At 66.2% G+C, this 25111-nt stretch carries 25 protein-coding genes; 4 read left to right on the forward strand and 21 right to left on the reverse strand.

Annotated features, from left to right (window positions below; translation table 11 throughout):
- Positions 1–49: 49 nt before the first annotated feature.
- Positions 50–1513, reverse strand: coding sequence for an IMP dehydrogenase (gene guaB / locus EPAKOI_RS08620; protein ID WP_124684171.1), 1464 nt, complete (start codon positions 1511–1513; stop codon positions 50–52).
- Positions 1514–1626: 113 nt separating this feature from the next.
- Between guaB and EPAKOI_RS08625 the strand changes: the two genes are divergently transcribed.
- Complete coding sequence (locus EPAKOI_RS08625; protein ID WP_423192003.1) at positions 1627–2589, forward strand: DMT family transporter; 963 nt, start codon at positions 1627–1629, stop codon at positions 2587–2589.
- A gap of 106 nt (positions 2590–2695) precedes the next feature.
- Positions 2696–3244, forward strand: a complete 549-nt coding sequence (locus EPAKOI_RS08630) for a DUF4124 domain-containing protein (protein ID WP_423192004.1) — start codon at positions 2696–2698, stop codon at positions 3242–3244.
- A 29-nt stretch (positions 3245–3273) separates the two neighbouring features.
- Here EPAKOI_RS08630 and EPAKOI_RS08635 read toward each other — a convergent pair whose 3' ends face one another.
- Both EPAKOI_RS08635 and EPAKOI_RS08640 read right to left on the reverse strand, forming a co-directional pair.
- A complete protein-coding gene (locus EPAKOI_RS08635) occupies positions 3274–3636 on the reverse strand; it encodes an RnfH family protein (protein WP_423192005.1) in 363 nt (120 codons plus the stop codon).
- Positions 3620–4060 carry a type II toxin-antitoxin system RatA family toxin gene (locus EPAKOI_RS08640; RefSeq protein ID WP_124684167.1) on the reverse strand — a complete coding sequence of 147 codons (441 nt, stop codon included), beginning with the start codon at positions 4058–4060 and terminating at the stop codon, positions 3620–3622. Before EPAKOI_RS08640 ends, EPAKOI_RS08635 begins: the two co-directional genes overlap by 17 nt.
- Positions 4061–4244: 184 nt before the next feature.
- Between EPAKOI_RS08640 and smpB the strand changes: the two genes are divergently transcribed.
- Entirely contained in the window at positions 4245–4697 is a 453-nt protein-coding gene (smpB, locus tag EPAKOI_RS08645; RefSeq protein ID WP_124684166.1) for an SsrA-binding protein SmpB, read from the forward strand.
- A 54-nt stretch (positions 4698–4751) separates the two neighbouring features.
- Here smpB and EPAKOI_RS08650 read toward each other — a convergent pair whose 3' ends face one another.
- The 3 genes from EPAKOI_RS08650 to ppsA form a co-directional block, all read right to left on the reverse strand.
- Positions 4752–5690 carry an SPFH domain-containing protein gene (locus tag EPAKOI_RS08650; RefSeq protein ID WP_124684165.1) on the reverse strand — a complete coding sequence of 313 codons (939 nt, stop codon included), beginning with the start codon at positions 5688–5690 and terminating at the stop codon, positions 4752–4754.
- Between the two features lie 52 nt (positions 5691–5742).
- A complete protein-coding gene (locus EPAKOI_RS08655; protein ID WP_124684164.1) occupies positions 5743–6168 on the reverse strand; it encodes an NfeD family protein in 426 nt (141 codons plus the stop codon).
- Positions 6169–6320: 152 nt separating this feature from the next.
- Complete coding sequence (gene ppsA / locus EPAKOI_RS08660) at positions 6321–8705, reverse strand: phosphoenolpyruvate synthase (RefSeq protein WP_423192006.1); 2385 nt, start codon at positions 8703–8705, stop codon at positions 6321–6323.
- A 258-nt stretch (positions 8706–8963) separates the two neighbouring features.
- Between ppsA and ppsR the strand changes: the two genes are divergently transcribed.
- Complete coding sequence (gene ppsR, locus EPAKOI_RS08665; protein ID WP_313836537.1) at positions 8964–9881, forward strand: posphoenolpyruvate synthetase regulatory kinase/phosphorylase PpsR; 918 nt, start codon at positions 8964–8966, stop codon at positions 9879–9881.
- Here the strand turns inward: ppsR and EPAKOI_RS08670 are convergent.
- From EPAKOI_RS08670 to tsf, 15 genes are all read right to left on the reverse strand, one after another.
- Positions 9875–10660: a TrmH family RNA methyltransferase gene (locus EPAKOI_RS08670; protein WP_423192007.1), complete on the reverse strand. Its 786-nt coding sequence runs from the start codon at positions 10658–10660 to the stop codon at positions 9875–9877. The genes ppsR and EPAKOI_RS08670 overlap by 7 nt on opposite strands.
- 45 nt (positions 10661–10705) lie before the next feature.
- Positions 10706–11389, reverse strand: a complete 684-nt coding sequence (rnhB, locus tag EPAKOI_RS08675) for a ribonuclease HII (RefSeq protein WP_423192008.1) — start codon at positions 11387–11389, stop codon at positions 10706–10708.
- Positions 11389–12597 carry a lipid-A-disaccharide synthase gene (gene lpxB / locus EPAKOI_RS08680; protein WP_423192009.1) on the reverse strand — a complete coding sequence of 403 codons (1209 nt, stop codon included), beginning with the start codon at positions 12595–12597 and terminating at the stop codon, positions 11389–11391. The genes rnhB and lpxB overlap by 1 nt, the downstream gene beginning before the upstream one ends.
- Positions 12598–12609: 12 nt before the next feature.
- Positions 12610–13413 carry an acyl-ACP--UDP-N-acetylglucosamine O-acyltransferase gene (lpxA, locus tag EPAKOI_RS08685; RefSeq protein ID WP_124684158.1) on the reverse strand — a complete coding sequence of 268 codons (804 nt, stop codon included), beginning with the start codon at positions 13411–13413 and terminating at the stop codon, positions 12610–12612.
- Between the two features lie 42 nt (positions 13414–13455).
- Positions 13456–13908 (reverse strand): 3-hydroxyacyl-ACP dehydratase FabZ, encoded by a 453-nt coding sequence (gene fabZ, locus EPAKOI_RS08690; protein ID WP_019447440.1) that lies wholly within the window; start codon positions 13906–13908, stop codon positions 13456–13458.
- Entirely contained in the window at positions 13905–15014 is a 1110-nt protein-coding gene (gene lpxD / locus EPAKOI_RS08695; RefSeq protein WP_423192010.1) for a UDP-3-O-(3-hydroxymyristoyl)glucosamine N-acyltransferase, read from the reverse strand. Before lpxD ends, fabZ begins: the two co-directional genes overlap by 4 nt.
- Before the next feature lie 49 nt (positions 15015–15063).
- Positions 15064–15594 (reverse strand): OmpH family outer membrane protein, encoded by a 531-nt coding sequence (locus tag EPAKOI_RS08700; RefSeq protein ID WP_423192011.1) that lies wholly within the window; start codon positions 15592–15594, stop codon positions 15064–15066.
- A gap of 22 nt (positions 15595–15616) precedes the next feature.
- Entirely contained in the window at positions 15617–17926 is a 2310-nt protein-coding gene (gene bamA, locus EPAKOI_RS08705; protein WP_423192012.1) for an outer membrane protein assembly factor BamA, read from the reverse strand.
- A 160-nt stretch (positions 17927–18086) separates the two neighbouring features.
- Positions 18087–19484, reverse strand: coding sequence for an RIP metalloprotease RseP (gene rseP, locus EPAKOI_RS08710; protein ID WP_423192013.1), 1398 nt, complete (start codon positions 19482–19484; stop codon positions 18087–18089).
- 43 nt (positions 19485–19527) lie between these two features.
- Positions 19528–20706, reverse strand: coding sequence for a 1-deoxy-D-xylulose-5-phosphate reductoisomerase (gene ispC, locus EPAKOI_RS08715; protein ID WP_124684153.1), 1179 nt, complete (start codon positions 20704–20706; stop codon positions 19528–19530).
- A 21-nt stretch (positions 20707–20727) separates the two neighbouring features.
- Entirely contained in the window at positions 20728–21549 is an 822-nt protein-coding gene (locus EPAKOI_RS08720; protein WP_423192014.1) for a phosphatidate cytidylyltransferase, read from the reverse strand.
- A 36-nt stretch (positions 21550–21585) separates the two neighbouring features.
- Positions 21586–22356, reverse strand: a complete 771-nt coding sequence (locus tag EPAKOI_RS08725; protein WP_124684151.1) for an isoprenyl transferase — start codon at positions 22354–22356, stop codon at positions 21586–21588.
- Positions 22357–22407: 51 nt separating this feature from the next.
- On the reverse strand, positions 22408–22968 hold the full coding sequence (gene frr, locus EPAKOI_RS08730) for a ribosome recycling factor (RefSeq protein ID WP_124684150.1): 561 nt from the start codon (positions 22966–22968) through the stop codon (positions 22408–22410).
- A gap of 108 nt (positions 22969–23076) precedes the next feature.
- Complete coding sequence (gene pyrH / locus EPAKOI_RS08735; RefSeq protein WP_124684149.1) at positions 23077–23787, reverse strand: UMP kinase; 711 nt, start codon at positions 23785–23787, stop codon at positions 23077–23079.
- A gap of 306 nt (positions 23788–24093) precedes the next feature.
- Positions 24094–24972 (reverse strand): translation elongation factor Ts, encoded by an 879-nt coding sequence (gene tsf / locus EPAKOI_RS08740; protein WP_423192015.1) that lies wholly within the window; start codon positions 24970–24972, stop codon positions 24094–24096.
- Between the last annotated feature and the right edge of the window lie 139 nt (positions 24973–25111).

Genomic DNA, 25111 nt, shown 5'->3' on the forward strand with positions numbered 1-25111 from the left:
CCCGTCACGAAACGGAACCGGCGCGGCCGTGGTACCGACCATGTCGCAATCAGTCGATATGGTAGTTCGGGGCTTCCTTGGTGATCTGCACGTCGTGGACATGCGATTCGCGCATGCCCGCGGCGGTGATCTGGACGAACTCGGCGGTCTCGTGCCATTGCGGGATCGAGCTCGCGCCGCAGTAGCCCATCGACGCGCGGATGCCACCGGTCAACTGGTGGATGATCGCCTGCACCGGGCCCTTGTAAGCCACGCGGCCCTCGATGCCTTCCGGCACGAGCTTGTCGACGTTGGCGGTGTTGTCTTCCTGGAAGTAGCGGTCGGCCGCGCCGTCCTTCATCGCTCCGACCGAACCCATGCCGCGGTAGCTCTTGAACGAGCGGCCCTGGAACAGGAACACCTCGCCCGGCGCTTCCTCGGTGCCCGAGAACATGCCGCCCATCATTACGGTGTGCGCGCCGGCCGCCAGGGCCTTGGCCACGTCGCCCGAGTAGCGGATGCCGCCATCGGCGATCAGCGGCACGCCGGTGCCGTTCAGCGCCTCGGCCACGTTCGACACGGCGGTGATCTGCGGCACGCCCACGCCGGCCACGATCCGCGTGGTGCAGATCGAACCGGGGCCGATGCCCACCTTGACGCCGTCGGCGCCGTGCTCGACCAGCGCCAGCGCGGCCGCGCCGGTGGCGATGTTGCCGCCGATCACGTCCACCTGCGGGAAGTTCTGCTTGACCCAGCGCACGCGGTCCAGCACGCCCTGGCTGTGGCCGTGCGCCGTGTCGACGACGATCACGTCCACGCCGGCCTTGACCAGCAGTTCCACGCGCTCGTCATTGTCCGGACCCACACCGACTGCGGCGCCTACGCGCAGTTGGCCGTGGGCGTCCTTGCTGGCCAGCGGGTTGTCCACGGCCTTCTGGATGTCCTTGACGGTGATCAGGCCGCGCAGCTCGAACGCGCTGTTGACCACCAGCACGCGCTCCAGGCGGTGACGGTTCATCAGGCGCTTGGCTTCGTCCAGCGGCGCGCCTTCGGCCACGGTCACCAGCTTGTCGCGCGGGGTCATCTTGGCGCGCACCGGGGCGTCGAGTTCTTCCTCGAAACGCAGGTCGCGGTTGGTGATGATGCCGACTACGGTCTTGCCTTCCAGCACCGGAAAACCCGAAATGCCATGCTGCTGCGACAGCGCGATCACATCGCGGACCTTCATGTCCGGCGAAATGGTGATCGGATCACGCAGCACGCCCGACTCGTAGCGCTTCACGCGCGCCACTTCGCGGGCCTGGTCGGCAGGCTTCAGGTTCTTGTGGACGATACCGATACCGCCGGCCTGTGCCATGGCGATGGCCAGGCGGGCTTCCGTCACCGTGTCCATGGCGGCGGACAGCAGCGGGATATTCAGGTCGATCGAACGGGTCAGCTTGGTGCGGAGGGAAACATCCCGGGGCAGGACGGCCGAATAGGCCGGGACGAGCAGCACGTCATCGAATGTGAGTGCTTTCTGGACAAGACGCATAGCGAATCCTCTAGGCGCAAAAGCAGATTATACAGGAATGCAGGATTTGCTGATGCCTTCTTGCATCCGGTTTGCTATTCTCGGCCTCCTTTTCGGGCAAGGCTCTGGAGACCATGGGAATCGGCGTGTTGTGCGGCCTGCTGGCGGGCGCATTCTGGGGCATGGTCTTCATCGCACCCAAGCTGCTGCCGGCGTTTTCGCCGTGGGAACTGGCGCTCGGGCGCTACCTGGCGTACGGGCTGGTGGCGCTGGTCGCGTCGGTGCCGCTGATGCGGCGGATCGCGCGCAAGCTCACGCGCGGCGATTGCGTGGCGCTGCTGCGCCAGGCGTTCACGGGCAACCTGCTCTACTACGTGTTCCTGGCGTTCGGCGTGCAACTGGCCGGCGTGGGGCCGACGTCGCTGATCATCGGCATCCTGCCGATCTCGGTCACGCTGATGGGGCGTCGCGACCACGGCGCCGTGCCGCTGGCCCGGCTGGCGCTGCCGTTGCTGGTGGTGGCGGCCGGCATTGCGTGCATCAACGTCGACCTGTTCGGCGGCGGGGGTGCCGCGCATGGCGCCGCCGCGGCGGACGGCGCCATGCGCACGGTCTGGCAGAAGATCGTCGGCGTGCTCTGCGCGGCCGGCGCGCTGGTGAGCTGGACGCTCTACGCGGTGGACAACGCGCGCTACCTGCAGCGCCATCCGCACTTCAGCGGCAACGAGTGGTCGGCCCTGTACGGGCTGTCGACCGGGCTGGTGTCGCTGGTGCTGGCGGGGGCCGGCTGGCTGGCCGTCGGCGACGCGCTGTCGGCGCCCGGCAGCGGCCGCGACTGGCATTGGTTCTGGACGGTCAACGCGGCCGTGGCGCTCGGCGCGTCGCTTATTGGCAACAACCTCTGGAACATTTCCAGCCGCCGGCTGCCACTGACGCTGTCGGGCCAGATGATCGTTTTCGAGACGCTGTTCGCGCTGGCGTATGGCTTTGTGTTCGACCACCGATGGCCCCGGCCGCTCGAAATCGCCGCCATTGTGTTGCTGATGGCCGGCGTGGCATGGTCCGTCCGCTTGCACGCGGCGGACAAGTCTCAGTAGACTAGCGGGCAATGCCGCAGGGGTCACTCCGAAAGTCAACCCCACTGGCGTCTGATGCTGGATGTCCCCGCGCTCCGACCTGCCCGACTCTGCCCACGCCATCGCCATGAAACGATCGTCCGCGCCGTACCTGCTGCTGGCCGCCAGCCTGGCCCTTCCCGGCACCGCCTTCTCGCAATGGCAATGGAAGGACGCCAACGGGCGCACGGTCTACAGCGATGTCGCCCCGCCGCCTTCTGTGCCGGAACGCGCCATCCTGGCCGCGCCGGGCCGCGCGGTGGGCACCTATCGGCCGGTGGAAGCCGAGCCGGCCCGGGTTGCCGATGCCAAGGGCGAGGCCAAGGCCGGCGGGCCGCGCATACAGACGGTGAGCGCCAAGGCCAAGACCGACAAGCCCGCCGACGCCGACGAGGCGTTCCGCGAGCGGCGCGATGCACGGCTGAAGGCCGATGTGGAGGCCGCCACGAAGGAACGGGAGCAACTGGCCCGCGACGAGCGGTGCCAGCAGATGCGCAACTACGCCACGGGCCTGAGCGCCGGCGTGCGCGTGTCGCGGTCGGGCGCCGATGGCGCGCCGGTGCGGCTCAATGACGACGAACGCGCCGCCGAACTGGCCCGGACCAACGATTCGATCAACCAGCACTGCACGAGCTGACCCGCTCATCCGATGCCCGGGCGGGGCCGTCAGGCGCCCTGCCCCCCCCCGCCGCCGCGCAGCCATTTCTGGCCCTCGCGCTCGCCGGAGGCCCGGGTCTTCTGCACGCGCTTGCGGCGCGCCGTCTTCGGGTCGGCAGTCAGGGCGCGGTACACCTCCACCCGGTCGCCGTCCCGCACCACCGTATCGAGCGTCTTGAGCTTGCCGTAGATGCCCACGCGCAGCGTGGTCGGATCGACCTCGCGGTGCGCCTCGGTCAGTCCGCTGGCCTGGATGGCGCCCAGGAGCGTGGTGCCGGCCGGCACGTCCAGCGACTTCAGGAACACGGCGTCGGGCCGCGCGTAGCAGACGGCCACATGCACCGTGCCGGGCGCGTCAGGGCTTGCTGGCATAGACCACCTCGGCCCGTTTCACGAAGGCATCGACGAACGTGTTGGCAATCACGCTGAACGCCGGGCCGATGATCTTTTCCAGCAGGACGCTGGAAAACTCGTAGTGCAGGTGGAATTCGATCTTGCAGGCATCGGCGCGCAGCGGGGTGAACCGCCAGGACCCGTTGAAGGTCTTGAAAGGTCCGTCCGCAAACGTCATATCGATGCGTGTGGGGCGTTCCTGGGTGTTGCGGGTGCGGAAATACTGCTTGATGCCGCTGAAATGGATATGGATCTTGGCATCGAGCAGGGTTTCGGTCTGCTCGAAGACCTCCACGCCGCCGCACCATGGCAGGAACTTGGGATAGTCCTCCACGCGCGTGACCAGGTCGTACATCTGTTCGGCCGAAAAACCGAGCAGTACGGATTTATGGACGTCTGCCATGTAGTCGGGTTGCGGTGGCCCCGGGGCTGGGCCGGGCCGGAGCGGTTTGCTAAAATCGTGATTTTAGCCGACAGCCGCCAACCCGGCACGCTGCCGCACCCCGGCGCCGCCACTTGCCGCGCCGCAGCGCAACCGCCGCCCTGCCCGGCCGCGCCTAACCCTACGCTAGGAAACCACCTCCCGCATGACGATCGCTGACAACAAGAAGGCCTTTTTCGACTACTTCATCGAAGAGCGCTACGAGGCCGGGATCGTGCTGGAAGGCTGGGAGGTCAAGGCCATCCGGGCCAACCGCGTGCAGATCAAGGAAGGCTACGTGGTGGTGCGCGACGCCGAGATGTTCCTGATCGGCGCCCATATCAGCCCGCTGCAGAGCGCGTCCACCCACGTCAAGCCAGACCCCGTGCGCACGCGCAAGCTGCTGCTCAAGGCCGACGAGATCAAGAAGCTGATTGGCAAGGTCGAACAGCGCGGCTACACGCTGGTGCCGCTGAACCTGCATTACACGCGCGGCCGCGTCAAATGCGAGATCGGCCTGGCCAAGGGCAAGAAGCAGTTCGACAAGCGCGAGACCGAGAAGAATCGCGACTGGCAGCGCGAAAAAGCCCGTCTGATGAAAAGCGACGGCAAGGAATGACAAAACGGAGGCTTCGGCCTCCGTTTTTTCTTGGGCACTCCTGCAAGGCCCCGCTCAGAGCACGCGGTCCACCTTCTGACCCTTCACGATCTGCAGCGCGGTGGCGATCATCGAACTCATGTCGCCCAGGTTGCCCGGCACGATCAGCGTGTTGCCCTGCTTGGCCAGGTTGGCAAACGCCGCCACGTATTCCTCGGCCACCTTGAGGTTGACCGCTTCCGCCCCGCCCTCGCCGCGAATCGCATGGCCGATCTTCTCGATTGCCTGCGCGTTCGCGTCGGCCACGGCCAGGATGGCGGCCGCCTCGCCCTGGGCGGTGTTGATGGCCGCCTGCTTCTCGCCCTCGGACTTCTGGATGGCGGCCTCCCGGGCGCCCGACGCCAGGTTGATCTGCTCCTGCCGCTTGCCTTCGGACGCCGCGATCAGCGCCCGCTTCTCGCGCTCGGCCGTGATCTGCGCCTGCATCGCGTGCAGGATTTCCTTCGGCGGCGTCAGGTCCTTGATCTCGTAGCGCAGCACCTTGACGCCCCAGTTGGCCGCGGCCTCGTCCAGCGCGTTGACCACGCTATGGTTGATGTACTCGCGCTCCTCGAACGTCTTGTCCAGCTCCAGCTTGCCGATCACCGACCGCAGCGTGGTCTGCGACAACTGCGTGATGGCCACCACGAAGTTGCTCGACCCGTACGACGCCTTCATCGGATCGGTCACCTGGAAGTACAGCACGCCGTCCACCTGAAGCTGCGTGTTGTCCTTGGTGATACAGACCTGGCTCGGCACGTCGAGCGGGATTTCCTTGAGCACGTGCTTGTAGGCCACGCGGTCGATGAACGGCACGACGATCGACAGGCCGGGCGTCAGCGTGGCGTGGTAGCGGCCCAGCCGTTCGAGCACCCAGGCGTGCTGCTGCGGCACGATCTTGATGGCCTTCGCGATCAGAACGATCGCGGCGATGAGCAGGATCAGCGGAAACAAACCAAGCTGATAGGCGAGCATGTACGACTCCCGTCAAAGGTCATGGAAAAGCAAAGGGAAAACGTGGGCCGAACTAGCGCGGCGACACAATCAGCGTGGCGCCCCGGACCTCGACGATCCGGTAGCGGCCGGGCGCGGGTTCGTTGCCCGGCGCCAGCTCGACCGTCCAGTCCGCGCCCCGGTACGGCACGCGGGCGCGCCGCGAGGCATCCCAGGCAGGCACTTCCAGCTCCTGCCCGATATCGAGGATCACGTCGGGGTCGGTCGCGGCGTCCTTGCGGCGCAGCCTGCCGTAGCGCGTGCGCCGGAGCGCCGCGATGGCGACGATCGCCACCAGCGCGGCCGTCACGGTCTGCATGGGCACTTCCGCGCCAAACAGGGCGGCCAGGCCGCCGGCCACCACGCCACAGGCCACCATCAGCAGGTAGAACGTGCCGGTGGCCATCTCGGCAATCACCAGCACCACGGCCGCGGCAAACCAAAAAAAGTACGACGTCATCCCGATCCCCAAAAACAAAACCCCCGCCAAACGCCTGAGGCGCCTGCGGGGGCAGTTGGAACACCTGGCCGCAGGGCCGGTGTCACACGGCGCGCCAGCCATTGAGGCCGGGCACCGCTTGTATGGACGTCGCTATTGTGACGCGAAATGCCTTAGGAAGCCAGTTGTTGCCAGGTTTCCACGACAGAATCAGGATTCAGCGAGATCGACTTGATGCCTTCCTTCGCCAGCCATGCCGCGAAATCCGGATGATCCGAGGGACCCTGGCCGCAAATGCCGACGTACTTGTCCAGGCGCAGCGCCGTGGAGATGGCACGCTGCAGCATGAAGCGCACGGCCGGGTCGCGCTCGTCGAAGTCCTTGGCCAGCAGTTCCATGCCCGAGTCGCGGTCCAGGCCCAGCGTGAGCTGCGTCAGGTCGTTCGAGCCGATCGAGAAACCGTCGAAGAACTGCAGGAATTCCTCGGCCAGGATGGCGTTGGACGGCACTTCGCACATCATGATGATGCGCAGGCCGTTCTCGCCGCGCTTCAGGCCGTGCTTGGCCAGCAGTTCGATCACACGCTCGGCCTGGCCCAGCGTGCGCACGAACGGCACCATGATCTCGACGTTGGTCAGGCCCATTTCGTCGCGCACGCGCTTCATGGCCTTGCATTCCATCTCGAACGCCTCGGCAAAGTCGTCGGCGATGTAGCGCGACGCGCCGCGGAAGCCCAGCATCGGGTTTTCCTCGTCCGGCTCGTAGCGCGAACCGCCGATCAGCTTCTTGTACTCGTTCGACTTGAAGTCCGACAGGCGCACGATCACGGGCTTCGGGTAGAACGCCGCGCCAATCGTGGCGATGCCCTCGGCCAGCTTGTCGACGTAGAACGCGCGCGGGCTGGCGTGGCCACGGGCCACCGATTCCACGGCCTTCTTCAGGTCGGAATCGACCTGCGGGTAGTCCAGGATCGCCTTCGGGTGGACGCCGATGTTGTTGTTGATGATGAATTCCAGGCGGGCCAGGCCGACGCCGTGGTTCGGGATCTGCGCGAAGTCGAACGCGAGCTGCGGATTGCCCACGTTCATCATGATCTTGGTCTCGATCTCGGGCATCTCGCCGCGCGTGACCTCGGTGACTTCCGTCTCCAGCAGGCCGTCGTAGATGCGGCCCTCGTCGCCCTCGGCGCACGACACCGTCACCAGCGTGCCGTCCTTCAGCAAGTCGGTGGCGTCGCCGCAGCCGACTACGGCCGGCACGCCCAGTTCACGCGCGATGATCGCCGCGTGGCAGGTACGGCCACCACGGTTGGTGACGATGGCCGCGGCGCGCTTCATCACCGGTTCCCAGTTCGGGTCGGTCATGTCGGCCACCAGCACGTCGCCCGGCTGCACGCGTTCCATTTCCGACGGATCGTTGATCACGCGGACCGGGCCCGTGCCGATCTTCTGGCCAATGGCGCGGCCGCTGGTCAGCACGGCCGAGGTACCCTTGAGCTTGAAGCGCTGCTCGGCCTTGCCGGCCGACTGGCTCTTCACGGTCTCCGGGCGAGCCTGGAGGATGTAGATCTTGCCGTCCTTGCCGTCCTTGCCCCACTCGATGTCCATCGGGCGGCCATAGTGCTTCTCGATGATCATCGCGTAGCGCGCCAGCTCGCTGACGTCCTCGTCGGTGATCGAGTAGCGGTTGCGCAGCTCGGGCGGCACGTCCACGGTCTTGACGCGGCCGGCTTCGCCCGGCTTCGTGAATTCCATCTTGATCAGCTTCGAGCCGATCGAACGGCGGATGACCGGGTACTTGCCCGCTTCCAGCGTCGGCTTGAAGACGTAGAACTCGTCCGGGTTCACGGCGCCCTGCACCACCGTCTCGCCCAGGCCGTAGCTCGACGTGATGAAGACCACGTCCGGGAAGCCCGATTCCGTATCGATCGTGAACATCACGCCCGACGCGGCCAGGTCCGAACGGACCATGCGCTGCACGCCGGCCGACAGCGCCACCACGTCGTGCGCAAAGCCCTTGTGCACGCGGTACGAGATCGCGCGGTCGTTGTAGAGCGACGCGAAGACGTGCTTGATCTTGTCGAGGATGTCGTCGATGCCGCTGACGTTGAGGTACGACTCCTGCTGGCCGGCGAACGAGGCGTCGGGCAGGTCTTCGGCCGTAGCCGACGAGCGCACCGCGAACGATGCCTCGGCGCCTTCGCGGGCGGAGACACGGGCGTAGTGGTCGCGGATTTCGGCTTCCAGGCGGGGCTGGAACGGGGCGGTGGCCACCCAGTTGCGGATCTCGGCGCCAGCTTCGGCCAGGGCCTTGACGTCGTCGACGTTGAGCGTCTTCAGGCGCTCGGAGATCCGGGCGGTCAGGTTGTTGTGTTCGAGGAAGTCGCGGAACGCAAGGGCCGTGGTGGCAAAGCCGCCCGGCACGCGCACGCCGGCGCCGGCCAGTTGCGAGATCATCTCGCCAAGCGACGAATTCTTGCCGCCGACGGTCTCCACGTCCTGCATGCGCAGTTCTTCGAACGGCAGCACGTAGGCGCCGTTATCTACCTGGTTGGTCATAAAAGCCTCAAAACAAAGTAAGAAATCTTTTGCACCGACCGGTATCTTCTTGGTGTTCTGGCCCCGGCGGATCGCTTGGCTGAGCAATTCCGACTGCGATTCGGCATTTGCCGATGCTGCATCGCACATTGTCGACAATCCGGCCCCGAATCGTTGTCTGGCCGGCGTTGGCGGAATTGCTTAGCCAAAAGATCGCCGCTATTCTACCGTGCCGCACCGCACTTTCGCTCAGCGGCTGCTCCATTTTATCGTTCAGATATGTCCCTGCCCGACGCGCCAGACGCCTCGCAACCGGCGCCGGCCACGCCTTCCCAGCCTGCTCCGTCACCCGCCGCCAGCCCGGTGGCCGCGGATCGCCCCGCCGTCCGCACGGTCTTTATCGTCTCGGACGGCACCGGCATCACGGCCGAGACGTTCAGCCATTCGATCCTGGCCCAGTTCGAGATGCGCTTCCGTAAGGTGCGGATGCCGTTTGTCGATACGCCGGACAAGGCGCACGTGGCCGTCAGCAAGATCAATGAAGCGTTCTACAACGAGGGCGTGCCGCCCATCGTGTTCACCACGTTGGTCAATCCGGAGTCGAACAAGGCGATTCGCCGCGCCAAGGCGATGATTCTGGATATGTTTCAGACTTTCATCGAGCCGCTGGAGAAAGAACTTGGCCTGAAATCTACGCATGCGATTGGCCGCTTCCACCAGAACGCCGACACCGAAGCGTACAAGAACCGGATCGAGGCGATCAATTTCTCGCTGGCCCATGATGACGGTCAGTCACATAAGAACTTGGAAGAAGCCGATGTGATCCTGGTGGGTGTGTCGCGCAGCGGCAAGACGCCAACCAGCCTCTATCTGGCCATGCAGTACGGGCTCAAGGCGGCCAACTATCCGCTGATTCCGGACGATTTCGAGCGGGGCCGGCTGCCCACGGCGCTCTATGCGTTCAAGCAGAAGATTTTCGGGCTGTCGATCGACCCGCAGCGGCTGACCGAGATCCGCAACGAGCGGCGGCCGGGCAGCAAGTATGCCGCCATCGAGAACTGCCGCTACGAGGTCAACGAAGCCGAGGCGATGATGCGCCGCGAGGGCATCAAGTGGCTGTCTTCGACCCACAAGTCGATCGAGGAGATCGCGACGACGATCCTTCAGGAAATCAAGGTCGACCGGGACAACTACTGACCCGACCGCCGCTGCCGCACCGCCTCGAACATGCAGACGGCGGTGGCGGCGGCCACGTTCAGCGATTCCAGGCCGCCCGGCTGCGGGATACCGACCGTGCGCGCCACGCGCGCCATCCACTCGGGCCCGACGCCCGCCCCTTCGTTCCCCACCACCCAGCCCACCGGCTGCCGCAGATCGGTATCGAACACGGCCGCATCGGCATGCGAGGACGTTGCCAGCAGCGGCACCGCCAGGCGCGGCGCCAGCATGTCCATCGTGCAGTGTTCAACGATGTTCAGGTGGAAGTTCGCGCCCATGCCCGCCCGCAGCGTCTTGACCGACCACGCGAACGCGCAGCCCGTGGTCAGGAACGCATGCGGAATGCCGGCCGCTGCCGCGCTGCGCAGGATCGAGCCGACGTTGCCGGCGTCTTGCACGCCGTCCAGGATCACGCAGTCGGTGTCGATCCTGGCCGGCAGGTGGCCGCCGGGGGTGTCGATGACGAACAGCAGGTCCACGCCATTGGCCACGTTGCTGATCTGGCTGAACAGCGCGTCCGCCAGCACGACCACGCGCTCGGACTCCACCTGGTCGCGCAGCGCCAGGACTTCGGGATGGTCGTAATGGCGCTCGCCCACCACGCACGACACGGGCTGGCCCAGCGCGGCAAGATAGGCTTGCGCCAGGTGCACGCCATCGAGCACGGACTGGCCCGCCTTGCGGCGCTGATGGGTCGAGCCCGTCAGGGCCTTCAAATGCTTGAACAGCGCGTTGTCGCGCGAAGTGACGTGCTTCAAGGCGTGGTCGTCGTAGGAGACGTCTTAGGAACGTCGAAAAAAAGCTCAGAAAGGCGGCGCTTCCGGCGCCAGGCCGCTCAGCCGCTCCAGCGCCACGCGCACGGGCGCGAACGACCGGCGGTGATGCGGCGTGGGGCCGTGGCGCTCCAGCGCGGCGAAATGCTGCGGCGTGGGATAGCCGAAATGCGAATCGAAGCCGTACTCAGGGTATTCCGCGTGCAGTTCCACGAGGTTGCGGTCGCGCGCGACCTTGGCCAGGATCGACGCCGCCGAGATGGCGCGCACCTTGGCATCGCCCTTGACGATGGCTTCCACCGGATACGACACCTGCGGACAACGGTTGCCGTCGACCTGCACGAGGTCCGGTATCACGCCGCTGGCCGCCAGCCCCTGCACGGCGCGCTGCATCGCCAGCATCGAGGCATGGAGGATGTTGATCTGGTCGATTTCCTGGACCGTGGCAAAGGCGATGTGCCAGCCCAGCGCCCGCTCGCAGATGCGGTCGAACAGCACCTCGCGCTTGTCCGCCGACAGGATCTTCGAATCGGCCAGGCCGCGAATCTGCCGTTCCGGGTTCAGCACGACGGCCGCCGCGTACACGGGGCCGGCCAGCGGACCGCGCCCGGCCTCGTCCACGCCGCAGAGGTAGCGGACGACGGCGACGGTCTGGGTCAGTTCGAGCCCGAGCTGGCCGGCGTCGGCGGCCTGGGCGGCCTTGGCGCGCGGCATCAGGCAACTCCCCGGCTGTGCATCAGGTCCGCCACCACGCCCGACGCCAGCCGGGCCGTGTCGCGCTTCAACGTCTCGTGCATGGTCGTGAAGTGTTCGCGCAGGAAGGCGATATTGCCTTCGTCGTTCAGTTGCAGCAGCGTTTCGCGCGCCAGCGCCTCGGGCGTGGCATCGTCCTGCAGCAACTCGGGCACGACAAAGCGCCCTGACAGAATATTAGGCAGCCCCACGTACGGCAGGTAGCCCTGCCGCTTCATGATCTGCGCGGTCAGCCAGGGCACCTTGTACGAAATCACCATCGGCTTCTTGTACAGCGCCGCCTCCAGCGTGGCCGTGCCGCTGGCCAGCAGCACGACGTCGGCCGACTCCATCGCCAGATGCGATTGACCGTCCACAATCGTCAGGTCGATCTCGGGATGCTGGGCGTGCAGCGCCTCGACGATGGCATGCAGCGCCGCGTTGGCGGCCGGCAGCACGAAGGCCAGGTTGCCGTCCATGCGCTGCATGCGCGCCATGGCCTCGAAGAACGTGGCGCCGAGATTGCGCACCTCGGACTGGCGGCTCCCCGGCAGCACCGCGACGATCCGCTTGCCGTCGGGCAGCCCCAGCGCCCGGCGGGCGCCAGCCACGTCGGGCACCATCGGAATCACGTCGGCCAGCGGGTGGCCGACGTACGTGGCGGGAATGCCCGCCCTGGCGTAGATCTCGGGCTCGAACGGAAACAGGCAGAGGATGTGGTCGACGGCGCGGGCAATCGTGCGGATCCGGCCGCCGCGCCACGCCCAGATCGACGGGCTGACAAAGTGCACGACCGGAATCCCGGCGCGCCGCAGCGGCACCTCCAGCCCGAAATTGAAATCGGGCGCGTCCACGCCGATGAAACAGAGCGGCGGATGCGCCAGCAGTCGGTCGCGGATGGCGCGGCGCGTCGCCAGGATTTCCCGCAGCGAGCCGAGCACCTCGACATAGCCGTTGACCGACAGCGTCTCCATCGGCCAGTGCGAGACGAATCCCTGGGCCATCATGCGACGGCCGCCGATGCCGGCGTAGTCCACCGAATCGCCCAGCCGCGCGTGCAGGCCCTCCAGCAACAAAGACGCCAGCAGGTCGCCCGATGCCTCGCCGGCAACCATGGCGATCGTGCCGCGCTTGTTCACGTGGGCCGGCGCTTCGGCGGGAAGCGCGGCCGGCATGGCTGCCTCGACCATCTGCGGCCGGCTTTAGCGCACGATGCCGCGCTGGGTGGCGGCAAGAAAATCGACGAACGACTGCAGCGGCGCCGCGGTCGTGGCGTCCGACTGGCCCAGCAGCGCGGCAATCTCGCGCTGGGCATCGTCGAAGCTCAGGTCCGACTTGTACAGCAGCTTGTACGCCTGGCGCAGCGCGGCGATCTGGCCCGCGTCAAAACCACGGCGGCGCAGCCCTTCCACGTTGATGCCGTGCGGCGTGGCCTTGTTGCCGCTCTTGTCGCTGGCCGCGATCACGAACGGCGGCACGTCCTGCACCAGCGCCGACGCGCCGCCCAGCATGGCATGCGCGCCGATGCGCACGAACTGGTGCACGCCGCTCATGCCGCCCAGGATCGCCCAGTCACCGACCTCGACGTGGCCGGCGATCTGCGCGTTGCTGGAGAACACCGTGTGGTTGCCCACCTGGCAGTCGTGCGCGATGTGCACGTACGCCATGATCCAGTTGTCGTTGCCCAGGCTCGTCACGCCGCGGTCCTGCACCGTGCCGGTGTGGATCGTCGTGAATTCGCGAATCGTGTTGCGGTCGCCAATCTCCAGCCGGGTGGGCTCGTTGGCGTACTTCATGTCCTGCGGCACGCCACCCACGGAGGCATAGGGGCCGATACGGTTACCCGCGCCGATCGTGGTGTAACCTTCGACGGTCGTGTGCGAGCCGATCCGCGTGCCGCTGCCGATCCGGACGTTCGGGCCGACGATCGAGAACGGGCCGACTTCCACGTCGGCGGCAAGCTCGGCCTTCGGATCGACCAGTGCGGTGGGATGGATTTGCGTCATTCGTCCTGTCCTGTGCGTTCAGTTCTGCTCGGTATCGGAAGCTCAGCCTTCGGCCTGCTTGACCGTGCACATCAGCTCGGCCTCGCAAGCCACCTCGCCGTCCACGGTGGCGCTGGCCTTGAACTTCCAGATACCGCGGATATAGCGTTCCACGGTCACATTCAGGTGCAACTGGTCACCGGGGTACACCACGCGCTTGAAGCGGGCGCCGTCGATGCCGACGAAGTAGTACAGCGCGCCTTCCTTGCGCTCCATGTCGGCGCCAAAGGTCAGCAGGCCGGCCGACTGCGCCAGCGCCTCCAGGATCATGACACCCGGCATCACCGGTTGTTCCGGGAAATGGCCCATGAAGTACGGCTCGTTGATCGTCACGTTCTTCAGGGTCTTGATCCGCTTCTGCGGCTCGAACTCCAGCACGCGGTCGACCAGCAGGATCGGGTACCGATGCGGCAGCAGCTTCAGGATCTTGCGGATGTCGATATCGGAGGCTGTCATGATGATTTCTCTTCGTCTTGTTTGTTGCCATGGGACCCGCTGGCGTCGCCGCGCAGCCGGCGCTCGAGCTGCACGACGCGCTCGCGCAGCTTCGACAGCCCGCGCACGATTGCCGCATTGCGCTCCCACTCGCCATGCGACGTGAACGGGAACACGCTGGTGAAATGGCCACCGGGTTTTGTAATCGATTTGGTAATCGACGTGCCGCCGGACACCGTGGTCCGGTCGGCAATCGTCAGATGCCCTGAAAAGTTCGCCGCGCCGCCGATCACGCAGAACCGTCCGATCCTGGTGCTGCCCGACACGGCCGCCGTGCCGGCGATCACGGTATGGGCGCCCACGTGCACGTTGTGGGCGATCTGTACCTGGTTGTCGATCTTGCAGCCTTCCTCGATCACGGTATCGGCCATCGCCCCGCGATCCACGCAGGTATTGGCGCCGATTTCCACGTCGTCGCCCAGCACCGCGCGTCCCACCTGCGGGATCTTGACGTACGCCACGCCGGCCGGCCCGATGTCGGGCGCAAAGCCAAAGCCGTCGGCGCCAATCACCGCCCCGCTGTGCAGGATGTTGCGCGCACCCACCACGCAACGATGATAGACAGAAACGTTCGCGTAAATGAGCGTATCTTCGCCAATCTCCGCGCCTGCGCCGATAAAGGCATTTGCCAGCACGCGCACCCGCTCGCCCAGCCGCGCACCGGGCTCGATCACGACGTTCGGGCCGATATAGCACGAGGCCGGGACCGTGGCATCGGGCGACACCGTCGCACGTGCGTCGATGCCGACACGCGGATCGGCATTGGCGGCGCGGTCGAAGCGCTGCGCCACGCGAGCAAAGCAGACGTAAGGATTGCGCGCGACCAGCCAGTTGCGGCCATCGGCCTGCCCGTCGGCGCGGATGCGCTCCAGGTCGGCCTGCGACACGATGATCGCGCCGGCCTTCGACGCCACGGCCTGGGCCAGGTAGAGCGGATTGGAGAGAAACGACAGGTCGCCGGGGCCAGCCTGGTCTAGCGGCGCCAGGCCGCCCACGGGCAGGTCGGGATCACCCACAACCTGCGCGCCGTTCTCGGTGGCGAGCTGACCCAGTGTGGGTGTCTGCATGGCGGTACTTCCTTGAGAAAAGCGTAGACGGTCGTCAGACGGCCGCCGCTTACTTGCCCGAACCGGCGTTCAGCGCCTTCATCACGTCGTCGGTGATGTCGATACGCGGATTGACGTAGACCGCTTCCTGCACGATCAGGTCGTACTTGCGCTGCTCGGCCAGCTGGCGGATCACGCGGTTGGCGCGCTCCAGCACCTGGGCCAGTTCCTCGTTGCGGCGCTGGTTCAGGTCTTCGCGGAACTCGCGCTGCTTGCGCTGGAATTCGCGGTCCAGGTCGGCCACCTCGCGCTGGCGGCGCTGGCGGTCGGCGTCGGCCAGCACGGCCGTGTCCTTGTCGAGCTTGTCGGCCATGCCCTTGATCTTCTGGGCCATGTCCTGCAGTTCGCGGTCGCGCTTGGAGAACTCCTGCTCGAGCTTGACCTGGGCGGCCTTGGCGGGCTGCGAGTCGCGCAGGATACGTTCCGAATTCACCGCGGCGATGCGCGCCTCCTGAGCCATCGCCGGGGCTGCCGCGCAAAGGGCCGCCGAGGCCAGCGCGGCCGCGCTCAGGGATTTGATCAGTGGGGTGTGGCGTTTCATAAAACAGAATCCTTCGTGGGGATCAGAATGCAGTACCGATCTGGAACTGGAATCGCTGCACACGATCGGTATCGTCCTTCTTCAGCGGGAAGCCCATGCTGACCTTCAGCGGGCCGATCGGCGACAGCCACGACATACCGAAACCGGTCGAATACTTGAGGTCGCTGAACGTGATCGGCGCGCCTTCCTGGTACACGTTACCGAAGTCGAAGAACGTGAACAGGCGCAGCGTGCGGTCGACGCCCGAGCCCGGCAGCGGGAACACGAATTCCACGTTACCGATCAGCTTCGAGGCACCACCCACCGGGTTGCCGTTCTGGTCCTTCGGACCCAGCGTGCTGGTCTGGTAGCCACGGACCGAGCCGATACCACCGGCGTAGAAGTACTTGAACACCGGGAACGGCGTGTCGCCGTAGCCGTGACCGTACGCCACCTCGCCGTTGAAGGCCAGCGTAAACGCCTTGGACAGCGGGTAGAAGTACTGCTGCTGGAAGCTGGCGCGGTAGTACTGGGTGTCGCCGCCCGGCACGCCCACTTCCAGGTTGGCCTGGGTGTACGGGCCCTTGGTCGGGATCAGCGCGCTGTCGCGGCGGTCCCGCGCCCAGCCGATCGTGAACGGGAAGTTGTTGATCGGGTCGCCGCTGTTCTTGCCGATCTTCTGCAGCCAGGCCGTGTACTGGCTGGGCGTGTTGACCGACGTGTGCACCTGCGTGCGCTCGTAGCCGATGCCGAAGAACACGGTATCGTTTTCCGAGAACGGCACGCCGAACTTGAAGCCACCGCCGGCCGAGACGATCTTGTAGTCCTGGTCATCGGTGTAGTACAGCGGGCGCGACGTGCGGTAGTAGATGTCGGTCGAGCGGCTGATGCCGTCCACCGTGAAGTATGGGTCGTACTGCGTCAGCGCGATCGTCCGGAACGACTTGGCCGTGTTCACGTCGAGGCCCAGGCTGGTACCGGAGCCGAACACGTTGTCCTGGCGCAGGCCGGCCTGCAGCACGAGCTTGTCGGTCGACGAGAAACCCAGGCCCAGGCTGATCTGGCCGGTCGGCTTCTCGGTCACGTTGACGTTCACGTCCACCTGGTCGGGCGCGCCGGCCACGTCCTCGGTCGTGATGTTGGTGTCGGTGAAGTAGCCGGTACGGTTGATACGGGCCTGCGACTGCTGGAGCTTCTCGCTGTCGAACCACGAGCTTTCCATCTGGCGCATTTCGCGGCGCACCACTTCGTCGCGCGTCTTGCTGTTGCCCACCACGTTCACGCGGCGCACGTAGACGCGGCGGCCCGGGTCGACCATCAGGGTCAGCGCCACTTCGCGCTTTTCCTTGTCGATCTGCGGCTGCGGGTTGATGGTCGTGAATGCGTAGCCGTAGGTGCCCAGCAAGTCGGTGATGGCCTTGGTGCTGGCCGTCAGCTTCTCGGACGAGAAGATGTCGCCCTTCTTGAGCTGCAGCAGCTTCTGCATCTCGTCCTGCTTGCCCAGCAGCTCGCCGGCCAGGCGCACGTCGGACACCTTGAACTGCTCGCCCTCGTTGATGTTGAGGGTCAGGTAGATATCCTTCTTGTCCGGCGTGATCGACACCTGCGTCGACTCGATCTGGAATTCCAGGTAGCCGCGGTTCAGGTAATACGAGCGCAGCGCTTCCAGGTCGGCCGTCAGCTTCTGCTTCGAGTACAGGTCGTTCTTGGTGTACCAGGACAGCCAGTTCGGCGTGGAAAGCTGCATTTCGTCGCGCAGCGTGCTTTCCTTGAACGCCTTGTTGCCGACGATATTGATCTGGCGGATCTTGGCGACCGGGCCTTCTTCCACGTTGAACACCACGGACACGCGGTTGCGGTCCACGGGCGTCACTGTGGTCTGGACCTCGGCGGCATAGTAGCCGCGCGCCACGTACTGGCGCTTGAGTTCCTGCTCGGCCTTGTCGATCAGCGCCTTGTCGTAGTAGCGCGCCTCGGCCACGCCCACGGCCCGCAGGGAGCGGCGCAGCGTGTCCTTGTCGAATTCCTTGATGCCGACGAATTCGAGCTGCGAGATGGCCGGACGTTCCTCGACCTGCACGACCAGCACGCCGTCCTCGGCGCGGATCTGCACGTCCTTGAAAAAGCCGGTATTGTAGAGCGCACGGATGGCATCGGCGCCCTTGTCGTCGGTGAAGGTTTCGCCGACGCGCACGGGGAGGTAGCCGAAGACCGTGCCCGGCTCCACGCGCTGCAGGCCCTCCACGCGGATATCCCTGACCACAAACGGATCGGCGGCCCAGCCCACCGGGCTCCAGGCCGCAATAATGGCACTCGTCAGCAAGCTCAGCGAGATGCGCTTATTTCTGATCAAAGTCGATCCCCTCTTCCTCATCGATTTCATGCAGGGTGTTGGCTCCAACGCCGATTGCAGCTACGCCTGACAATACCGGCACGACCGTTCCCGCCCGACGGGGGACATCCCCTCAGGATGCGACCGCCCCCGGCCGACAGACGTTTCCGGCTGCGCGAAACTAGCCGCGCGCAAGAAACAGTCGGCTGACGTCATTGAACAAAGCGAGTGAGGTCAGGAGCAAGATGCACGCGATGCCGACCTTCTGCAGCATCGCTTGCCAGTGGTCTGGTACAGGCCTGCCAGTCAAAAATTCCACGCAATAATACAGCAAATGCCCCCCATCCAGCACCGGAATGGGTAACAAATTCAGTACACCGAGGCTCACGCTGACCAGCGCCAGGAAGCTCACGAACGGCTGCCAGCCCATGTTGGCGGCGCGTCCGGCGTAGTCCGCCACGGTCAGCGGACCGCTCAGGTTCTGCAGCGACGCCTGCCCCACCAGCATTTTCCCAAGCAGCTTCAGCGACAGCGTGCTGGTGTCCCAGACCTGATCCGCCGCCCGGGCCAGCGCCTGGGTGAACGGGTAGCGCACGACCTCGGTCTGGACCGCCTGGTTCAGCGCGGCGCCCAGCTTGCCGACCGTGGCCGCCGGCGTGCCGTCCGCGTCGGACTTGCCGCCGGGCGCGGCGTCCAGCTTCACGGCCACGTCCAGCCGCTGTCCGCCGCGTTCGATGCCGAGCGTAACGTCTTGCCCCGGCCGTGCGCGCACGCCCCGGATCAGTTCCCCGGCCTGCGTCAGCGGCTGGCCCTGCCAGGCCAGTACCTTGTCACCGGCGCGTAGCCCAGCCCGCTGGGCGGCCGAATCGGCGACGATCTCGGTGATGGTGACGGGGCCGCCCTTGAGCGCCAGCCCCAGCGTGGCCAGCGGATCCTGTTCCGGATTGCCGCCCGTATCGGGCAGCCGGCCCAGCGTGACGTCGCGTTCGGCGCCGTCGGCGCCCCGCACCCGCAGCACCGCGCGGGCATCGCCAAAACCCTGGGCGAACACAGCCATGCGCAGGTCGTTCCAGGAACGGACCGGCTCGGTCTGGCCATTCGCCGCCAGCGACAGCACGCGGTCGCCGTCCCGCACCCCGGCCTCGGCCGCCACCGTGCCGGCCGCGGGCGTCGACAGCACCGGCACTGGCTCGCGCATGCCGCCGGCAAACAGCACCAGGTACAGCGCGATGGCCAGCGCAAAGTTGGCCAGCGGACCGGCCGCGACGATCACGAACCGCTTGCCGACCGGCTGCCGGTTGAACGCGCGCGGCAGTTCGGCGGCATCGATGGGCGGATCGGTCTCCGGATCCCGCTCCCGCTCGTCCAGCATCTTGACGTAGCCGCCGAGCGGAATGGCCGCGAGCGTCCATTCGGTCCGGTCCCGGCCCTTGCTGACCCAGCGCGCCAGCGGGCGGCCAAAGCCGATGGAGAACCGCAGCACCTTGACCCCGCAGGCGCGGGCGGCCAGGTAGTGGCCCATCTCGTGCACGAAGATCAGGACGCAGAGGGCGACGATAAACGCGATCACGGTTTGCATGGCAAATCCCCCTTTCCAGATCCGGGCCGGGCCGCGACGGTGGTCAACGGCTGGCCAATGATTTCAGCAGCGCCTGGGCGGCGTCCCGTGCGGCGGCGTCGGCCGCCAGCACGCCTTCCAGCGATCCGGCGTCGCCGTCGGCGGGCTGCTCCAGCACCCCGGCCACCAGCCGGGCGATGTCCGTGAACCGGATACTACCGGCCAGGAACGCCTCCACGGCGACCTCGTTGGCCGCGTTCAGCACGGCCGGCGCCACGCCGCCCGCACGCAATGCATCGAAGGCTAGCCCGAGGCACGGGAATCGCTCAAGGTCCGGAGTCTCAAAATGCAGTCCGCCGGCTACCGTCAAATCCAGCGGCGTGACGCCCGAGTCGATCCGCTCCGGATAGGCCATGCCGTAGGCGATCGGCGTGCGCATGTCCGGATTGCCGAGCTGGGCCAGCACCGATCCGTCGGCATAGGCCACCATCGAATGGACGATGCTCTGCGGGTGGATCAGCACCTCGATCTTGTCCGCCGGCGCGCCAAAGAGCCAGTGGGCCTCGATGACTTCGAGCCCCTTGTTCATCATCGTGGCCGAATCCACCGAGATCTTGCGGCCCATGACCCACTTGGGATGGGCGCATGCCTGGTCGGGCGTGATGTCGTGCAGCGTGGACGGATCGCGCGTCCGGAACGGCCCGCCCGAGGCCGTCAGCAGCACCTTCGATACCCCGGCGCCATAGCGCGGGTCGCTGGTCGGCAGGCACTGGAAGATCGCGTTGTGTTCGCTGTCGATTGGCAGCAGCGTGGCGCCGTGATGCTGCACCGCATCCATGAAAATGCCGCCGGACATGACCAGCGATTCCTTGTTGGCAAGGAGCACGCGCTTGCCCGCCCGGGCGGCGGCCAGCGACGAACGCAGGCCGGCCGCGCCGACGATGGCGGCCATCACGGCATCGGTGCCGGCGTCCGAGGCGATCGACTCCAGCGCTTCCGGGCCGTGGCTGACCTCGGTAGGCACACCGGCCGCGCGCAGCCTGGCTTCCAGCTCGCCCGCGGCCTCGGCAGACCCCACCACCGCCCGCGCGGGCCGGAATTCGGCACAGGCGGCGGCCAGCTTGTCCACTTGCCGATGAGCGCTGAGCGCGTGCACGGTATAGCGGTCCGGATGGCGGCGCACCACGTCGAGTGTGCTTTCGCCGATGGAACCCGTGGCGCCCAGAATCGTAATGCGTTGCATATGACGGAGGAATTCAGTTGATCAGACCCAGGCCAGCAGCAGCGCCGCCAGCGGCAGCACCGGGATCAGCGCGTCGATGCGGTCGAGCACGCCGCCGTGGCCGGGCAGCAGCCGGCTGCTGTCCTTGATGCCGACCTGCCGCTTGAGCAGGGATTCGAAGAGGTCGCCCACCACGCTGGCCGCCACGAGCAGCGTCGTCAGCACGGCCAGCAGGCCGAGGCCGCCCTTGTCCGCCACCAGCGAATACCAGGTCGGGGCAAACGTATGGGTGGCCGCCAGGCCCAGCGCGACGATCATCGCCAGCAGCCAGCCGCCGATGGCACCTTCCCACGACTTGCCGGGGCTGATGGTCGGCGCCAGCTTGCGTCGGCCGATGGCCTTGCCGACAAAATAGGCGCCCACGTCGGCCGCCCAGACCAGCACGGCGGCGCTCAGCAGCACGCCCACGCCGGCGGCGCGCAGCACCATCACCGCGTGGCCGAAGGCCGGCAGCATGATCAGCCCCAGCACGGCGCCCAGCGCCGTGAAACCCGGCGTGGCCTTGCGGACGCCCCGGGCCAGCAGCACCACCGCCACGCCCCACGCCACCAGCGACGCTTCAAGCAGCCAGTCGATCGCGTAGCCCGACGGCGCCAGGTGCCACGCCAGCAACGCCAGCAGGCAGGCCGCGGCGTAGACATAGGTCCAAGGCCGGCGCAGGCCGATCAGGCGGGCAAATTCCCATCCGCCCAGCAGGACGATGACCGCCACCAGCACCGCCAGCGCCGTGGGCGGCGCCAGGAACAGGATCGGCAGGATCAACAGCAACAGGCATACGGCGGTGATAACGCGGGTCAGAAGCATGCGGCTGCGGTTCCCGTGGAGGTTGGATGGCCGCGCTCAGGCCGTTCCCGACAGGCCCGGCGCCACCACTTGGGCGCTGGTCCGGCCAAAGCGGCGCTCGCGCTGGCGGTAGGAAGCAAAGGCCTTGTCGAGTTCGGCGGCGTCGAAATCGGGCCAGAACGTATCGGTGAAATACAGCTCGGTGTAGGCAAGCTGCCAGAGCAGGAAATTGCTGATGCGCTGCTCGCCGCCGGTGCGGATGAACAGGTCCGGCTCGGGCGCATAGGCCATGGCCAGGTGCGGCGCCAGCATCGATTCGTCGACCGATTCGCTGTCCAGCATCGGCGAACGGGCCAGCATCTTGCGCATGGCCTGCAGCAGATCCCAGCGCCCGCCGTAGTTGGCGGCGATGGTCACGGTCAGGCCGGTATTGGCGGCCGTGCGGGCCTCCGCGTCCTTGATCATCTGCTGGATGCGGGGGCTGAAGCGCACCAGGTCGCCCACCACGCGCAGCCGGATGTTGTTGGCGTGCATCCGCACCACCTCGCGGCGCAGCGCGGTCATGAACAGGCGCATCAGGAACGACACCTCGTCGGCCGGGCGCCGCCAGTTCTCGGAACTGAACGCGAACAGCGTCAGGTACTGCACGCCGCGCGCAGCGCACGCCTGGACGATGTCGCGCACCGTATCCAGGCCCCGGGTGTGGCCTGCCACGCGCGGCAGATGACGCTGCGTCGCCCAGCGGCCGTTGCCATCCATGATGATGGCAACGTGTCGTGGCACATAGGTGGTATCGGGAACGCCGAGCGTCGAACTGATATGCTGCATGGATTGGCCGACAGTGGGAGCTACCCCGGCGGACGTGCCGCCGGGACGGCCTTACACCGTCATGATCTCCTTCTCTTTCTCGGCGACCAGCTTGTCGATTTCGCCGACGTACTTGTCGGTCAGCTTCTGGACGTCGTCGGCGCCGCGGCGCTCGTCGTCTTCCGAGATGGTCTTGTCCTTGACGAGCTTCTTGAACTGCTCGTTGGCGTCGCGACGCAGGTTGCGCACGGCCACCTTGGCACCCTCGGCCTCGCTCTTGACCACCTTGATCAGCTCCTTGCGGCGCTCTTCGGTCAGCGGGGGCATCGGCACGCGGATGACATCACCCATCGTGGCGGGGTTCAGGCCCAGGTCGGCGTCGCGGATCGCCTTTTCCACGGCCTGCACCATCTTCTTTTCCCACGGCTGCACGGTAATCGTGCGGGCGTCGCCCAGGCCGACGTTGGCCACCTGGCTGATCGGCACCAGCGAGCCGTAGTAATCCACCTGGACGTGATCGAGCAGGCCGGTATGCGCACGGCCGGTACGGATTTTCGCCAGATCGGCCCTGAAGGCTTCGATCGACTTCTGCATTTTCTGCTCGGCGCTCTTCTTGGTGTCGGCGACGGTCATGTTTACCTCCGGGAAACTGCCAGACAGGACCCCGCACGGCGGGATCGAAAATGAAACATTCTACTCTCAGGCCGGACCGAATCCGCATTCTGATGCGGTCCCCGCCGATTAAACGTGCACTAGCGTACCTTCGTCCTCACCCAGGATCACGCGCTTCAGGGCACCCGGCTTCACGATCGAGAACACCTTGATCGGCAGCTTCTGGTCGCGGCACAGCGCAAAGGCGGTGGCGTCCATGACCTGGAGGTTGCGGGAAATGGCTTCGTCGAACGAAATGGTTGCGTAGCGGGTGGCGCTCGGGTCCTTCTTGGGGTCGGCCGTGTAGACGCCGTCCACCTTGGTGGCCTTCAGCACGATCTCGGCGCCGATTTCCGACCCGCGCAGCGCGGCGGCCGTGTCGGTCGTGAAGAACGGGTTGCCGGTGCCGGCGGCAAAGATCACCACCTTACCCTCTTCGAGCTGGCGGATGGCGCGGGGGCGGATGTAAGGCTCGACCACCTGGTCCATGCGCAGGGCCGACTGCACGCGGCCCTCGATGTTGGCGTGGCGCATGGCGTCCTGCAGGGCCAGTGCGTTCATCATGGTGGCCAGCATGCCCATGTAGTCGGCCGTGGCACGGTCCATGCCGGCCGCGCCGCCGGCGACGCCGCGGAAGATGTTGCCGCCGCCGATGACCACGGCCACCTGGACGCCCAGCTTCACGATTTCGGCAATGTCGTTGACCATGCCTTCGATGGTCGCCCGGTTGATGCCGAAGGCATCGTCGCCCATCAGGGCCTCACCGGACAGTTTCAGAAGGACGCGCTTGTAGGCTGGCATGTTCACCCTCGGGCAGGTTCTAGATCGCTCGTTTGAACGGATGGATGGACGCGGGCGGCACAACGCAACTGCGCACCGGCCGCGCATGAATATGGACTGCTAGACAGCTCGAAAGCCGGTTTTCGCCGTCATCTGCGTGCAACGCGCCGCTAAAAAACGCGTAGATCGCCGGTGACTGCGAAAACTGACTGGTACCGGCGCCGTGGCGCCCGCACTTGTGCAGAGGGGCACCTTTCGGCGCCCCTCGGCATTATACGGTGGCAGGCCGGGCATCCCGCCAGGGAAACCCGCCCCGCCACCCGGACATCAGGCCTTCTGGGCGGCGGCCACCTGGGCAGCCACTTCAGCGGCAAAGTCGTCCTGCTTCTTCTCGATGCCTTCGCCCACCACGAACAGCGTAAAGCCCTTCACGGTCGTGTTGGCGGCCTTCAGCATCTGCTCGACGGTCTGCTTGTCGTTCTTCACGAACGGCTGGTTCAGCAGCGACACTTCCTTCAGGTACTTCTGGACCGAACCTTCCACCATCTTGGCGGCGATCTCGGCCGGCTTGCCCGACTCGGCAGCCTTCTGCTCGGCGATGCTGCGCTCCTTGGCGATCAGCTCGGCCGGCACCTGTTCCGACGACAGCGACACCGGCTTCATGGCGGCCACGTGCATGGCCACGTCCTTGGCGGCCACTTCGTCGCCGTCGAACTCGACCATCACGCCGATGCGGGTGCCGTGCAGGTACGAAGCCAGCTTGCCGCCGTTGGCGTAGCGCACGAAGCGGCGGATCGTCATGTTCTCGCCGATCTTGCCGATCAGGGCGGCGCGCACGGCGTCGACCGTCGAGCCGTCCAGTTCCAGGGCCGACAGGGCTGCCACGTCGGCCGGGGCCTGCTTGGCCACCAGCTCGGCAACCTTGGCGCCGAAGCCCAGGAAGTCGTCGTTCTTCGACACGAAGTCGGTTTCGCAGTTCAGTTCGACCAGCGCGCCGGTCGTGCCGTCGATGTACGTCGACACGATGCCTTCGGCGGTCACGCGCGACGCGGCCTTGCTGGCCTTGTTGCCCAGCTTCACGCGCAGCAGCTCTTCAGCCTTGTCCAGGTCGCCGTCGGCCTCCGTCAGGGCCTTCTTGCATTCCATCATCGGCGCGTCGGTCTTTGCGCGCAGTTCTGCAACCATGCTTGCGGTAATTGCCGCCATTTGTCACTCCTTGATTTGGTTGGCTTCATCCGGGGCAGATGCTATCCGCGGCGGATGACAACTGAATCTGTTTGCAAAAAGGGGGCGCCAGAAGTGCCCCCTTTCTTGGTTGCCGCAGGGCGGGCGCCGGCGGCCGGTG

The organism is Cupriavidus sp. H18C2 (assembly GCF_049393795.1).
GTDB classification, from domain to species: domain Bacteria; phylum Pseudomonadota; class Gammaproteobacteria; order Burkholderiales; family Burkholderiaceae; genus Cupriavidus; species Cupriavidus pauculus_C.